Origin of the sequence: Nostoc edaphicum CCNP1411 (genome assembly GCF_014023275.1) — a bacterium.
Lineage (GTDB): Bacteria > Cyanobacteriota > Cyanobacteriia > Cyanobacteriales > Nostocaceae > Nostoc > Nostoc edaphicum_A.
The window spans coordinates 3,138,427-3,153,314 of the sequence record NZ_CP054698.1; the positions used below are offsets into that span (position 1 = coordinate 3,138,427).

The window sequence follows — 14,888 nt, forward strand, 5'->3', positions numbered from 1 at the left end:
TATTTTGAATAACTTTATTTCGTCTGCAAATAATTAATAACAGCTTTAGCGATCGCTTCATTCCCATCCTTAGCAATTGGTTGAGATTGCTTTGGTGGTTGAGGTAACTCATGGAGAAAATCCCAATTACCTTGAAAAAAGTCAGATGGGGTGATAATTTGATGCTGATTATAATTAGTTATGCCTTCTACTAGAAAAGCTGCTTCGGCAAAATCCTCACGCGGTATAGTAACAATCGGTACTCCTAATAATGTGGCTTCAGAAAAAGTACTGTAACCAGGTTTAGAGACGACTCGCGCACAAATAGGCATAAAATCTACAGGGCGGTATTTGCGGTCATCAATTTTCACTAAATTAGGTAAATCAGGGGCAGATTGATCAAAGACGATAAATTGCCAATCGGGGAATCGCCGCAGGTTATCGTAGGGGATTTGCTGTAAACCCAAACCACCAAAGGTCAATAAAATAGTTTTTTCGACTGGTGTAGTTATTCCCCAAAGAGAACGTAAATCATCAGCAGAGTAACGAGGGGAACCGCCTGTTAAGCCGACATCTGTGATATTGTTAAAAGCTGGCATTGGTTCATGGAAAGGGAGACGAAACAAGCGATCGCACTTTGAGTACCCATCACTAATCCAATCTGCAATTGCGGTAAATTCGCCTCCCCAATCTCGGTAGATAAAGTCCCAGCCAAAGTTACTCATCATCCAGCAGGGAATATTTGCAGCTTTGGCAAACCCAGGAGCTAGGAAAGGAATATCTGCCAAAATGAGATTAACGCGATTTTGGCGGATAAAATTCACTTCTGAAGCAATCAGCGAATTTTGATGCTTCTTAATATCGAGCAACTTTTCTAAAGTCGCTGCTTTATCCATTGTTAAACTATCCGTTTGCACCACACCCAAATCAAATGCACGGGGACGATAGATAAAATCGCCTTGTATGTAGCACTCTAGCAACCAGCGTGGGGCAGTACTCACCAGAATTAGTAGAACTTCTGGGCATAATTTTTGAATTGTCGCAGCTACAGAAGCCGTGCGGGTAGCATGACCAAAGCCGTGGTTAGTTATGGCTAAGTATAAGATTGGGCGTTCCATTTTAAAGTTAGGAGTTAGGAGTTAGGAGTTAGGAGTTAGAAGTTAGGAGTTAGAAGTTAGGAGTTAGAAGTTAGGAGTTAAGAGTTAAGAATTAAAATCATAATTACTACACTGATAACTTATAACTCCTAACTTTTAATTAATCTTGCAAAAACTTTGAATTGCCCCAACCAATAGGTCGATTTCCGATTCTAAAGTAAAGTAATGGACGGTAACGCGTATACAGCTAGGATCGGCAATTGTTCGAGTTAATATCCTTTGTGAGTCTAAAAATTGCACCAACTTCAAATTAGCTTGGGACTGATTATTTGCAATTTGGAAGGAGACTATACCGCTTTCGGGTGGGGAAGTTCGCAAACATTTAATATCAGGTAACGCCGTCAATTGTCGCCAGAGGTATTCACTGTTGTGGCAAATTTGTTCGTAACGTTCCTGTGAGGTTCCCCATTGCTGATGAATTGCGATCGCTTCCTTTAACCCAAGATATAAAGGATAAGCTAATGTAGACACTTCGTATCGTCGCCCATCTGGAAGCCAATCCACAGGCTGAGATTGACTATCCACAACAATGCCATTCAAGCCAATAAATGTAGGTTTCAAGCTTTCTCGTGCTTCTGGTCGAACATACAAACCACCAGCACCCGCAGGGCCACATAACCATTTGTGACCAGTGAAAGCATAAAAATCAACTCCCAATTCAGTCAAGTTTAAAGGCAATAAACCAGCAGATTGGGCAGCATCTATTAATAGTGCAGAATGATTATTCCTGCATACTTCGGCAATTTTATCAAGAGGTAAAACTTGACCAGTATTCCAGAAAACATGACTCAATATCACTAGGCGGGTATTGGGGCGCAAGTGCTGGGCAATGACTGTTACGGGGTCGCCCTCATTTAAAGTCGCTTTTAGGGGACAGGTAGTAACTTCCACAGCGAATCTCCGTGAGATTTCTTGTGCTGTCGCAATTACACCTGGATGTTCGCAGTCCGAGAGCAGCAAATGGTCGCCAGCTTGCCACTCAATACCCCACATGGCGATATTACAGCCTACAGTGACATTTTGAGTGAGAGTAATTGTTTGGCTTGGTGCATTTAACTCCAAAGCGATCGCTTCTCTTGCGGCTTGAGTTTGGGGTGCTATCCAGCTATACGCCTCATTTCCAAAGGGGCCTATTTCTTGAACATAAGCTTGAGTTTGGGCCATAACATCCATTGCTTTTTGGGGCATCGGCCCTTGTCCGCCATAATTGAAATAAGTCTTATTTGCTAAAGCCGGAAATTGCTCTCGATGGCGATGCAGCTTGATTGGTGATGCAGAAATACTAGTCATAATTCACAAGGGATATCTGCTGTTTGCAGATTTATAGAGATTTAGAGGTATTTGTACTTTGTGGATAAACCGTGGTTGTGTCAATCTCTCTCAGTTGTAATTTGGCAAAAAAGCAAACGCTTGTGCTGTTTACACCAATAGCTAGCTGTTGACAGTATAAAATAAACGGCAAATTAAGTGTGGATGCAATCGCCACTTCCAGATTTTAGTTGTCTAATTTACTCCCAGAGTGTACTAATTCTTGTTAACTTATAAAGATGCTAATTAATGCTGAACTCCTACTGCAATATCAACGCTGTAAACGCCGGCCTTTTCTAGATACTCACGGTGACAAAAGTCAGCGCGATGCTCCCAATGAGTTGCTACGCAAACTGCAACAGGACAAAATCGCTCATCAGCTGAGTGCTTTGGCACAGAAGACTTATCACCAACCAGATTATTCTTATGGAAACTGGGAAAGGGGAGAGAAAGAAACTTTAGAATTGATGCAGCGTGGGGTTGAGTACATATATAAAGGAGTACTGTTAGCAAATTATTCTGAAGCATACACCCTCCTAAGTCGTCCAGATTTACTTGTGAAACAGCCAGGACAATCCCATTTTGGGGATTGGATATACGTCCCGGCTAATATTGAACTCGGTAAGCGTCCTAAGCAAGAATATCAAGTTGTCGCTGCATTTCATGCTCAAGTATTGGCGACAGTGCAAAGAGTTCCAGCTGAAACAGCTTCGCTTATATTGCGAAGCAAAAATACAAACTATGCGGTGGATTTGTTCAAATGGACGCCACGGATGCAGGAAATTCTGGAGGAGTTTATTCAAGTTTTAGAGTTACCGAATCCGCCAGAAGTGTTTATTTCCCGGCAAAAGTGCAATCTTTGCCATTGGTATAGTGAATGTTATGCGATCGCTCAATCTGAAAAACATCTCTCATTATTACCAGGTGTAACACCCATTCGCTACACTCAACTCCAAGCCTTAGCCATCACCACGCTGGAATCTCTCGCTAACACTAGTCCCAGCACCTTAGAAAACCTACTTGGTTTTGACAGAGAAATAGCACCCAAGCTGGTAGTGCAAGCTCAATGTGCACTCGAAAAACGACCCCTAATTTTACCCTACCCGTTACCAATAGAAGATATTACATTTACAGCACCCATAGAGATTTACTTTGATATTGAAGCACAGCCAGACTTAGATTTAAATTATCTCTTGGGGGTTTTAGTTGTTGATAGACTTGCCAATACAGAACAGTTTTATTCATTTTTAGCAGACAAACCAGAAGACGAAGAATTAGTTTGGCAGCAATTTTTGGATTTAGTTTGGCAATATCCCGAAGCGCCAATTTATCATTTTTGTGTCTACGAGTTTGATACAGTCAAACGGCTAGCAAAGCTTTACCACACTCCGTACTCCTTAGTGCGTCCTGTCCTGAATCGATTTGTGGATGTGTATGAACAATTAACCGAAAGTGTAGCATTGCCAATAGAAAGCTATGCCCTCAAAGCGATCGCTCGTTGGCTAGGATTTGAGTGGCGGGAAAAGGAAGCTAGTGGCGCAAAATGTATTTACTGGTATGATCAGTGGCTAGAAACAGGCGATCGCGCCTTACTAGAAATTATCCAAAGCTACAATGAAGATGATTGCCGCGCTACCCGCAGAGTCAAAGATTGGCTTGTCAACTTTTTTCAGGATGAATATGATTTGCGACTTGCTTAATTAGCGCTGAGTACTTCGCATATTCCAGGATAGTTTATTTCTTTACGATAGCCTATGGCAAGCCTCTTTACATCCACCTTCTTCCTTGTACTTACAGCTATTTTCAGGTAAATAGCTGTAGGTCTTAATATGTTTTAGTGCATCTTTATGCAGAAATGGTATCAGTACTCTTTCAGTGCTATCTTGTTTATTACAGTTCAGATAAGACCAAAACACTTGTAGAGACGGCGATTTATCGCGTCTAAAAAACCCACAATTTTGTACAATTAGCCCTTAACCCAAGCGTATTGGTTTATAACTTTCAAAATTTAGCAAGAGCTTTACATGCAGTTCATTAAAAAAATATTTGTATTTCCGCGAATTATTTACTTTTTTATCCCGATTATAATTATCACTTTCTTATTTATAATTTTACATACAAATGCTGTTGAAATCAGTAGCATAGAATTTATTGGGGAAGCCACTTTACCGAAAGGTTTAATATTTCAGAAAACTGAAGTTGGAGGCTTATCTGGAATTACATATAATGTAAAAAACAACCTTTACTATGCTGTTTCTGATGACCGGGGGCAAAAAGCTAATGCCCGTTTCTACACTCTAAAAATCGACTTGAGTAAAGGTTCCCTACAAAAAGATGGAATTATCCCAGTTAGTGTTCCTACATTATTAAATGAGAATAGTCAAACATTTAGCCCTAGTGAAAGTGATACAGAAGGTATTGCATTAACTAATAAAGCAACTGTGTTTATTTCTTCTGAAGGCGATGCTGTAAAATTAATTAATCCTTTTATTAAAGAGTTCTCACTATCTTCTGGCAGAGAAATTGCAACACTCCCCATCCCAAACAAATTTTTGCCAGATAAAACTAGTCAACAAGGTATCCGCAACAACTTAGCTTTTGAAAGCCTTACCATCACACCCGATAAAAAGCATCTATTCACAGCCACCGAAAATGCTCTAATTCAAGATGGTGCCGCAGCTAAACCTAATATCGGTAGTCCTTGCCGAATTTTGCAATACAACTTGCTCAACAACCAGCCAGAAAAGGAATTTCTTTACCAAACAGAACCAGTTGCACCATTTTTGAATTTAATTGGCAAATTCGCTAGTGGATTGCCCGATTTACTTGCTCTCGACAATCAAGGACACTTCCTAAGTTTAGAACGGTCATTCACTGGTTTAGGATTTGCTGTTTCTCTGTTTCAGGTTTCTTTAGAAGGAGCCGATGATATTCATACTATTGATAGCCTTTTAGCAGTTGATGCCAAAAATATTAAACCAGTTCAGAAAAAACTGCTATTAGATTTGAGAAAACTGGATGTACTGCTAGACAACATCGAAGGCTTAACTCTTGGCCCTAAGCTACCCAATGAACAACAATCATTAATTCTTATTAGTGATAACAATTTCAACTCCCTACAACGCACCCAGATACTAGCCTTTCAAATTAAAATTGAAAATACGCTAATTAGATTCTTACGTCGTTTATTGCCAAACTTTAACAATTAGCTGTACAGAAATAAAGGTGTATAGACATCGCGGCTTTACTGCTATTTACTTATTACTGTGTATTCACGGAATCTACTAGGTAACTTTATCTAGCCTATTTAGAGTTTCCGTGTAATTTCTCAACCGTAATCCTTAATAAATATGTTACACAATATTTAGGAGCTTTTGCAGAGAAATTAACCATAATTAAAGCTTGTAGTTAGTTATCTCAAAATAATGATATTTTTGCAAGATTTAAATTTAATAAATAGCTATAAATTTTAAAGTATTTTGCCAACAATATTTTTCAAAAATGATTTTCATGAAACAAAATAAAATTGAGAATATGGTAGGGCAAAAATCAGAATTAGACGATTACATTGGACAATGTTTAAATAATCGCTATTTAATCAGAGATTTGATTGGCAAAGGAGGGATGGGTAGAGTTTATCTAGCCGAAGATACTGCTAAAGGTGGTATGCCTATTGCAGTCAAAATATTATCACTTAATTTGGCGAACCAACAAATGTCCCAACGCTTTGCCAGAGAGATTTTTATTGGCGCTCAATTGGGTCGCAAAAGTAAACATATTGTTCGCATCCTAAGCTATGGCGTTACTGATGATAAAACTCCATTTTATGTAATGGAATATCTCCAAGGAAAAAATCTCAAACAAATTCTCAAAATTAAGCCCTTAACAATATCAAAGTTTTTGCAGATTTGTAATCAAATTTGTTTAGGTTTACAATGTGCCCACCAAGGCATCAGCCATAAAGGAGAGATTTATCCTATTGTTCACAGGGATATTAAACCAGAAAATATATTCATTAGTGAAGATAGTAAACAAGGAGAAATTGTCAAAATACTCGACTTTGGCATTGCAAAATTCCTAACAGAGCGAAGTGGAATGACGCTGACAGATTCTTTTATTGGCAGTTTGCCTTACTGTTCTCCAGAACACATGGAAGGACGTAAACTGCTAGATGTCCGCTCTGACATTTACAGCTTGGGAGTACTAATGTTTGAGATGCTGACAGGAAAGCATCCATTTCAGACAAAAAGTAACTCTTTTGGTACTTGGTATCAAGCGCATCGGTTTCAAATGCCACCTACAGTTGAAGAAATTAATCCCCAAGTCAAAGTTCCGCAGATATTAGAAAAACTATTGATGAGTTGTTTAGCTAAAGAAGTAAGCGATCGCCCTCAGAATATCAACAAAATATTAGAAGATTTAGAAAAGGTTAATATTCAGCTTAAAGATGTTATTCCTAGCAATGGTAGTGATATTGTTAACCTCTCATTTCCGGTTCAATTAGTACCCGCAACTTTATTATCAGAACAAGAGTGTTTGCAGAAAAATTGGCCTAAAAATAAGCCAATTGCGCCAATTGGGTTTCCACATTTACTACATACTACCCAAAGACCTATACCAACTTTTTGGGCAATGTTGCCCAAACAAGAGATTACAAGATTTTTGGATAAAATACATGGCACTGAATTTATTAGTAAAATGAATGTTTACCCGATGCTATTGTGGGTAACAGTACTATACGATGCCGAACCTTCTATGACTAAATGGCTACCTTATTTTCTGGATTTGAAAGACAATAAAGGGCAGAATATAGCACGTGGTTTAGCAGAAGTAGGCTACTATCATTTACTGTTTTTTCCCCTAGAAGATCCAACACGTTGCTCTCATGTAACAACTTTAAATCTCACCGCTAGCCAGCGCCAGCAGCTTGTAGATTGGTTAGAGATAAGTCAACAGTCAAAAGAATTAATTTCGCCTAATCAAGCCAAAAATATTCTCAAAACAGAGTATGAAAAGCTAAAATTAGATATTTTACAAAATTTAGCTATACATCAAAAATCTGAGAGAGAAAGTTTAAAAAATTGGATGAATAAATTCTTGGAGATTTTTTTGAAGTTTGTATCACGCCATTGAAAGTCTGCCATCAAAATGGTTGCCTCCATTATCTAAAAACCTTCTCTTAATTATGTATGTATTGCTAACTTTAAATGTACTCAGGAGTGGAGGTTAATAAAGTGAATCAGAGCTTATTTACATCTCCAAGTAGTACGGGCTTGCTTGCCAATCGTTATCAACTCAAGCAATTAATTGGTAGCGGTGGTATGGGTGAAGTTTTTTTAGCAAATGATATTTTGTTAGGAGGAATACCAGTTGCTATCAAGTTTTTGACTCAAACTGTTGTCGATACCAAGATGCAACAAGACTTTGCTCGTGAAGCTTTAATGAGTGCAGCTTTGAGTCAAAAGAGCATACACATAGTGCGGGCGTATGATTATGGTGTGAATGAGAAAGGCAAACCATACTACGTCATGGAATATTTATCTGGCAAGAGTTTAAAGGATTTGATTCCATTACCTCTGCCCATCTTTTTAACTATCTCTCGCCAGATTTGTTTAGGCTTACAATGTGCTCATCAAGGTATTAACATTGATGGCAAAATTTGTCCATTAGTTCATAGAGATATCAAACCTGCCAATATATTAGTTATTCCCGATCCGATATTGGGTCAGTTAGTTAAAATTCTTGATTTTGGGATTGCTAGATTTTTAAATTATGCATCAACAGCTAGTACAAGTAGGGGATTTAATGGCACTTTACCCTACTGTTCTCCAGAACAACTAGATGGGGAAAAATTAGATAGTCGCTCTGATATTTATAGCCTGGGTGTGATGATGTTTGAAATGCTCACAGGCAAAAAACCTTGGCAACCAGAAACTGACTATTTTGGGGCTTGGTATAAAGCACATCACTTTGAACAACCAAAAACGATCGCAGAGGTTAAACCGACTCTGAAAATACCTCATAAGCTAAATAATTTAATTATGGCTTGTCTTGCTAAAAAAGCAGGCGATCGCCCACAAAATATAGCTCAAATTTTGCAAATTTTAAACAGCTTAGAACAGTCTAATTCTCCCAGCTTACCTACAACTTTAGGCTCTAACTCTATTCTTAGCCGTCCCCTAGATTCTGGATTACCAATCACAGTAGAACAAAACTATCGGCAACTTTTGTGGCCTCAAAATAAACCAATTCAAGAAATTGTTTTTCCTCAGCTTTTAGACGCCCCACAAGGATCTCTAACAGCGCTATGGTTGATGTTGCCTAAACAAGAAATCAAAAACTATGCGGTTTCTACTCGTTACAGCCAGTTTATCTTCATAACATCCCCTCACCCAATGCTGTTGTGGGTGACTGTACTCTACAATCGGCAATTGGCTCCTAAGTGGCTACCATGCTATTTAGATATGCAAAATCCCCAAAATCTTAGGCTGGTAAGTTTATTGGCTGAAAATGAGCAGTATCCTTTGATTTTCTTTACTCTGGAAGCGCCAAATTCTTGTATCAAAGTTCTCAGCAGTCGCATTGAGCCAACTCAGCGGCAAATGTTGAAAACCTGGGTGCAACAGAGTCATAATCTACCGCCCGCTTCTCAACCCCAGTTGAGCAAACAGCTATTAAAGCAGCAGTATAAACAAATGCAATCCCGGATATTGCAGCATCTCGAATCAGAGCCACAGGTTGTATTATCTAGGTTTTAACGAAAAATTTCCACCTTGGAGAGATGAGACAAAAATAATTTCTAATTTCCTATTCCAAAACACTTGACAAGTAGAAAAAAAATAGTGATAATAGCAAAGTTGCCAAACAAGGGACTGTAGTTCAATTGGTTAGAGCACCGCCCTGTCACGGCGGAAGTTGCGGGTTCGAGCCCCGTCAGTCCCGTTCTAAATTTATCAGTAGTTAATCATCGAAACAAAGCTCGGTGGTTTTAAACTTTGAATTCCCCAAAAGGATTGACTCAGAATTCAGGGTTTGAATATAAGCTACATTTATCATGCTTTGCGAAAGAGAGAATCAACTGTGACTGTTAGAGTCCGTATTGCGCCGAGTCCAACCGGAAATTTACATATTGGTACAGCTAGAACAGCTGTATTTAACTGGTTATTTGCCCGCCACCACGGCGGGAAATTTATACTCCGAATAGAAGACACAGATTTAGAGCGATCGCGTCCCGAATACACCGACAATATTCTTGAAGGACTGCGCTGGCTAGGGCTTAACTGGGATGAAGGGCCATTTTTTCAATCCCAACGCCTGGATCTTTATAAAGAAGCAGTACAAAAACTGCTAGATCAAGGATTAGCCTATCGCTGCTACACCACCTCAGAAGAATTAGAGGCGCTCAGAGAAGCCCAAAAAGCTAGAGGTGAAGCTCCTCGCTATGATAACCGTCACCGTAACCTCACGCCAGAACAACGCGCCGCTTTTGAAGCAGAAGGTCGTTCTTTTGTAATTCGCTTCAAAATCGAAGATGGGCGGGAAATTGTCTGGAATGACCTAGTAAGAGGAAAAATGTCTTGGCGAGGTAGCGATTTAGGTGGTGATATGGTCATCGCCCGCGCCTCAGAAGAGGGAAGTGGTCAACCTTTATACAACTTTGTCGTTGTAGTGGATGACATCGATATGCAAATCACCCATGTCATCCGGGGAGAAGACCACATCGCCAACACCGCCAAGCAAATTCTGCTATATGAAGCAATGGGGGCAAAAATCCCAGAATTTTCCCACACACCATTGATTCTGAACATGGAAGGACGCAAGCTTTCTAAGCGTGATGGCGTCACTTCCATTTCTGACTTTCAGAAAATGGGCTTTACTGCTGAAGGTTTGGTGAATTACATGACATTACTGGGTTGGTCGCCACCAGACTCAACGCAAGAAATATTTACCTTAGAATCAGCAGCCAAAGAATTTGGCTTTGAGCGTGTAAATAAAGCAGGTGCAAAGTTTGATTGGGACAAGCTGGATTGGTTGAACAGCCAGTATATCCACAAGACACCAGTAGATAAACTTACAGATTTACTCATACCCTATTGGCAAGGGGCTGGGTATAAATTTGATGGTGGAAGAGAACGCCCCTGGTTAGAACAGCTAGTAACTTTAATTAGCCAGAGTTTGACTCGTTTAGTAGATGCAGTAGCTCAAAGCCAACTATTTTTTAGCGACAAAGTTGAATTTAGCGATGAAGGTAGCACACAACTGAAACAAGAAGGTTCTGCTGCTGTCCTTGAGGCGATTGTCAAAGCTTTGGAAAACCAGGCGCAACTATCGGAAGCCGCCGCTCAGGATATTATCAAACAAGTGGTGAAAGAGCAAAAAGTCAAAAAAGGCTTGGTAATGCGATCGCTTAGAGCAGCTTTAACTGGAGATGTTCATGGCCCCGACCTCATTCAATCTTGGTTACTACTAAATCAGATTGGTTTAGATAAACCACGCTTGAGTCGCGCTATAACGGAAGCTCATTAGCGATTACTTCCAAATTTTAGAAATATTTTAGATTTTAGGGGCGCACAAACGTGCGCCCCTATCCATAAGGTAGAGCAACTATAAGAACAAAAAATCATTGACTAATTACTCATGAATTATCCCCAATTTCAAATCTAAAATAGGTAGTCAATTCTCCTCACTTTGGGAACTTGGTGTGTAAAATTAATGTCTTCAAAAACACTTAGAAGCGAACGTAATTACAATGCCAACACAAGCGCTCAATAGAGGGATAAGATTATCGTTCATGATAGTTACGCTCTTCATCATATCGACGGTTACCCCTGTTACTGATGCTGATGCTCAGGAAGCGCCAACGATATTTGGAGATGTCACCATTGGTCCTCAGTTTTCGCCAGACCCCTTGACAGTTCGCGGGATGAGTGGTGGTTCAATATCTGGGAGTCAAGTAGCTGGGAGAAGTGAAACAGCCACTGGCCCTTGTAACGGATTTGTTGATGAAACCCCAGACCACACATTAGCGCTAACAAGTAAATTTGACTACCTAAAGTTGCAAGTGCAAAGTCCTGAAGACACCACCATAACTATCAAGGGGCCTGGTGGTACTTGGTGCAATGACGATTTTGATGGCAAAAATGCCGGCATTGTTGGTGAATGGCTACCTGGAAGTTACCAAATTTGGGTTGGTTCTTACGAAAAAGGCAAATATCTTCCTTACACTTTACAAATTACAGAAGCTAAGTAGGGGATTGGGGATTAGAGATTAGGTATTGAGGATTAGATTAAAAATTAGGGTTCAACTAATTTTTTCCAGTCCCTAGTTTCCCAGTCCCCAGTCCCCAGTTTCCCAGAATGATGATTGATTGAGAAGGGCTTAAACACCACGAGAAGCATTCTAGAGAAATTCTCCATGTCTTTGCATCCCGTTGCGCTCCTTTTTCTCGTGCGATATTGTATTAAAATTAAGTTAACTTTGATTAAGATTCTTGTTGGCATCGCCATAATGCTCTAATCGCTTTATGGCAGTGCATATAAGAGATCAAATTAAACAAAATGGATTTATAGACATCCGTTTAACAGCTTAAAGTTACAGAGTGATGAACATTCCGTTACTAAGGCTGATGAGTTGTATAGGCATCTAGAGGCAAATTAAGATGAAATTCTCTTGGAAAGTCGTAGTACTCTGGACATTGCCGGCTTTGGTAATTGGCTTTTTCTTCTGGCAAGGGGCTTTTGCAGGCGCTCCTACTGACATGAGTAAGAATGCAGCCAATACCCGCATGACCTATGGTCGCTTTCTAGAATACTTGGATGGCGATCGCGTCACCAGTGTGGATCTTTACGAAGGCGGTAGGACAGCAATTATAGAAGCCCGCGATCCAGACATCGAAAATCGTGTCCAAAGGTGGCGTGTAGATTTGCCTATTAACGCTCCTGAGTTAATTAGCAAGCTCAAAGAAAAAGCCATTAGTTTTGATGCTCACCCCATGCGGAATGATGGCGCAATTTGGGGATTGTTGGGCAATCTCGTATTTCCAGTTTTATTGATTACCGGGTTGTTCTTTTTGTTCCGGCGTTCTAGCAACCTTCCCGGCGGGCCAGGTCAAGCGATGAACTTCGGCAAATCCAAAGCGCGTTTCCAAATGGAAGCAAAAACCGGAGTCAAATTTGACGACGTAGCTGGGATTGAAGAAGCTAAAGAAGAATTGCAAGAAGTTGTCACCTTCCTGAAGCAGCCAGAAAGATTTACTGCTGTGGGCGCACGGATTCCCAAGGGAGTGCTGTTAGTTGGGCCTCCTGGAACTGGTAAAACTTTACTAGCAAAAGCGATCGCTGGTGAAGCAGGTGTACCTTTCTTCAGTATTTCCGGTTCAGAATTTGTGGAAATGTTCGTTGGTGTGGGTGCATCCCGCGTCCGCGATTTGTTTAAGAAAGCCAAAGACAACGCCCCCTGTATCATCTTCATCGATGAAATCGACGCCGTGGGTAGACAACGGGGTGCTGGTATCGGTGGCGGTAATGACGAGAGAGAGCAAACCCTCAACCAATTGCTCACCGAAATGGACGGGTTTGAAGGTAACACAGGCATCATTATTATTGCTGCCACCAACCGTCCCGACGTACTAGACTCAGCCTTGTTGCGTCCCGGTCGTTTCGACCGACAAGTAACAGTCGATGCACCCGATATCAAAGGGCGTTTGGAAATCTTGCAAGTCCATGCGCGGAACAAGAAACTAGACACTAGCGTATCTTTAGATGCGATCGCTCGCCGCACTCCTGGATTTACTGGTGCTGACTTAGCCAACTTACTCAACGAAGCGGCAATTCTTACCGCCAGAAGACGTAAAGAAGCGATCACCCTCCGCGAAATTGATGATGCGGTGGATCGGGTAGTTGCAGGGATGGAAGGTACTCCTTTGGTAGATAGCAAGAGCAAGCGCTTGATTGCTTACCACGAAATTGGACACGCTTTAGTTGGGACTTTGTTAAAAGACCATGACCCAGTACAGAAAGTTACCCTGATTCCACGTGGACAAGCACAGGGTTTAACTTGGTTTACACCCAACGAAGAACAGGGATTAATTTCTCGTTCTCAGTTGAAAGCCAGAATTACTGGTGCTTTGGGTGGTCGCGCCGCTGAAGAGGTAATTTTTGGGGCTGCGGAAGTCACAACTGGCGCTGGTGGAGACTTGCAGCAATTATCGGGAATGGCACGGCAGATGGTGACTCGGTTCGGGATGTCCGACTTAGGCCCACTGTCGTTAGAAAGCCAGCAGGGAGAAGTATTCTTGGGTCGTGATTGGACAACCCGATCTGAGTATTCTGAATCCATTGCTTCCCGTATTGATGCTCAAGTCAGAGAAATTGTTGAGCAGTGCTACGACAATGCTAAGAAGATCATCCGTGACCATCGCACTGTCACCGATCGCTTAGTAGATTTGCTCATCGAGAAAGAAACAATTGACGGCGAAGAATTCCGCCAGATTGTGGCTGAGTATGCTGAAGTGCCAGAGAAGCAACAGTATGTACCGCAACTGTAATAGTTGACTCAATTCTAGCTAGCATCTGGAAATGAGTGAAGTAACAAAAAATAAAATGAGGATGGCGTATACCATCCTCATTTTTTTACGTTTTTTCAGTGTTAGGAAGCTTCTAATTTTAAAATTCTCAAAATTTATGAACCCATAAACTCTATAACAAACCTTGTTTTTTCAACTTAGCAAGCGCATCTTCAGCCGCAGCTTTCTCAGCATCTTTTTTATTGCGTCCCTTGCCTTCTCCATAAATCTTTTCATCTACCAATACTTTGGCTATGAATTCTGGCGCATGAGAAGGGCCTCCTATTTGGTCTGTGAAATATTTGGGTGGATTTGGGGTAACGTTGCGTTGCACCCATTCTTGAAAGCGGTTTTTTGAGTCTACATTAGAACGAGGCACAATTATATGCTTAGGATCTACAGAATCAAATAGTGGTTCTATAATTGCGCGAACTGTTTCAATATTAGACTCATTGTCTAAATAGTAAGCACCAAGAACTGCTTCAAAGGTACTACTAAGCAAATTAGGATTTTGGTAGCCTCCGTCTCGAATTGCGCCTTTTCCTAACCGCATCCTAAAGTCTAAACCTACCTCCTCGGCGAACTTTGCTAATTGTTTTTCATCTACCAGCGCCGAACGCCGCCGGGTTAGTTCATCTTCTCCCATTTCTGCATGACGACCATAGAGATATTCGCCACTTAAGAAATTCAGCAAAGCATCACCGAGGAATTCTAGGCGTTCATTATGTTCGCCTTCTCCGGGGTTTTCATGGACATAAGAACGATGTGTAAGCGCACGGCGTAGAAGTTTTTCATTATGGAATATTAGAAGTTTGTGCATTTTTATATTGTATTTTATTGCAAAATTGGCTGTTGGGAAACTTTACAAGTGTTGCTTTGT

At 40.7% G+C, this 14,888-nt stretch carries 10 protein-coding genes and 1 tRNA gene; 8 read left to right on the plus strand and 3 right to left on the minus strand.

Going from position 1 to position 14,888, the window contains the following annotated elements:
* Positions 1 to 14 precede the first annotated feature (14 nt).
* Together HUN01_RS15605 and HUN01_RS15610 are read right to left on the minus strand one after the other, a co-directional pair.
* Entirely contained in the window at positions 15 to 1,097 is a 1,083-nt protein-coding gene (locus HUN01_RS15605; RefSeq protein WP_181932033.1) for a glycosyltransferase family protein, read from the minus strand.
* Positions 1,098 to 1,232: 135 nt separating this feature from the next.
* The gene (locus HUN01_RS15610) at positions 1,233 to 2,426 is read right to left on the minus strand and encodes an aminotransferase class V-fold PLP-dependent enzyme (RefSeq protein ID WP_181932034.1); all 1,194 of its coding nucleotides are present in this window, start codon (positions 2,424 to 2,426) and stop codon (positions 1,233 to 1,235) included.
* A 257-nt stretch (positions 2,427 to 2,683) separates the two neighbouring features.
* Between HUN01_RS15610 and HUN01_RS15615 the strand changes: the two genes are divergently transcribed.
* From HUN01_RS15615 to ftsH2, 8 genes are all read left to right on the plus strand, one after another.
* Positions 2,684 to 4,144: a TM0106 family RecB-like putative nuclease gene (locus HUN01_RS15615; protein WP_181932035.1), complete on the plus strand. Its 1,461-nt coding sequence runs from the start codon at positions 2,684 to 2,686 to the stop codon at positions 4,142 to 4,144.
* 324 nt (positions 4,145 to 4,468) lie between these two features.
* On the plus strand, positions 4,469 to 5,653 hold the full coding sequence (locus HUN01_RS15620) for an esterase-like activity of phytase family protein (RefSeq protein WP_181932036.1): 1,185 nt from the start codon (positions 4,469 to 4,471) through the stop codon (positions 5,651 to 5,653).
* Between the two features lie 301 nt (positions 5,654 to 5,954).
* Entirely contained in the window at positions 5,955 to 7,577 is a 1,623-nt protein-coding gene (locus HUN01_RS15625; RefSeq protein ID WP_238846279.1) for a serine/threonine protein kinase, read from the plus strand.
* Positions 7,578 to 7,678: 101 nt separating this feature from the next.
* Positions 7,679 to 9,202: a serine/threonine protein kinase gene (locus tag HUN01_RS15630; protein WP_181932037.1), complete on the plus strand. Its 1,524-nt coding sequence runs from the start codon at positions 7,679 to 7,681 to the stop codon at positions 9,200 to 9,202.
* Between the two features lie 110 nt (positions 9,203 to 9,312).
* A tRNA-Asp gene (locus HUN01_RS15635) sits at positions 9,313 to 9,386 on the plus strand.
* A 138-nt stretch (positions 9,387 to 9,524) separates the two neighbouring features.
* Positions 9,525 to 10,970 carry a glutamate--tRNA ligase gene (gene gltX, locus HUN01_RS15640; RefSeq protein ID WP_181932038.1) on the plus strand — a complete coding sequence of 482 codons (1,446 nt, stop codon included), beginning with the start codon at positions 9,525 to 9,527 and terminating at the stop codon, positions 10,968 to 10,970.
* Positions 10,971 to 11,193: 223 nt separating this feature from the next.
* A complete protein-coding gene (locus HUN01_RS15645; protein ID WP_181932039.1) occupies positions 11,194 to 11,694 on the plus strand; it encodes a hypothetical protein in 501 nt (166 codons plus the stop codon).
* Between the two features lie 409 nt (positions 11,695 to 12,103).
* Positions 12,104 to 13,990 carry an ATP-dependent zinc metalloprotease FtsH2 gene (gene ftsH2, locus HUN01_RS15650; RefSeq protein ID WP_181932040.1) on the plus strand — a complete coding sequence of 629 codons (1,887 nt, stop codon included), beginning with the start codon at positions 12,104 to 12,106 and terminating at the stop codon, positions 13,988 to 13,990.
* Between the two features lie 151 nt (positions 13,991 to 14,141).
* Here ftsH2 and rnc read toward each other — a convergent pair whose 3' ends face one another.
* A complete protein-coding gene (gene rnc / locus HUN01_RS15655) occupies positions 14,142 to 14,828 on the minus strand; it encodes a ribonuclease III (RefSeq protein ID WP_181932041.1) in 687 nt (228 codons plus the stop codon).
* Positions 14,829 to 14,888 lie beyond the last annotated feature (60 nt).

What these genes read in the sequence shown, in the direction of transcription:
- HUN01_RS15645 (WP_181932039.1), top strand. Translation starts at nt 11,194, where the DNA reads ATGCCAACACAAGCGCTCAATAGAGGGATAAGATTATCGTTCATGATA.
- HUN01_RS15610 (WP_181932034.1), bottom strand. Translation starts at nt 2,426, where the DNA reads ATGACTAGTATTTCTGCATCACCAATCAAGCTGCATCGCCATCGAGAG.
- rnc (WP_181932041.1), bottom strand. Translation starts at nt 14,828, where the DNA reads ATGCACAAACTTCTAATATTCCATAATGAAAAACTTCTACGCCGTGCG.
- ftsH2 (WP_181932040.1), top strand. Translation starts at nt 12,104, where the DNA reads ATGAAATTCTCTTGGAAAGTCGTAGTACTCTGGACATTGCCGGCTTTG.
- HUN01_RS15620 (WP_181932036.1), top strand. Translation starts at nt 4,469, where the DNA reads ATGCAGTTCATTAAAAAAATATTTGTATTTCCGCGAATTATTTACTTT.
- HUN01_RS15625 (WP_238846279.1), top strand. Translation starts at nt 5,955, where the DNA reads ATGAAACAAAATAAAATTGAGAATATGGTAGGGCAAAAATCAGAATTA.
- HUN01_RS15615 (WP_181932035.1), top strand. Translation starts at nt 2,684, where the DNA reads ATGCTAATTAATGCTGAACTCCTACTGCAATATCAACGCTGTAAACGC.
- HUN01_RS15605 (WP_181932033.1), bottom strand. Translation starts at nt 1,097, where the DNA reads ATGGAACGCCCAATCTTATACTTAGCCATAACTAACCACGGCTTTGGT.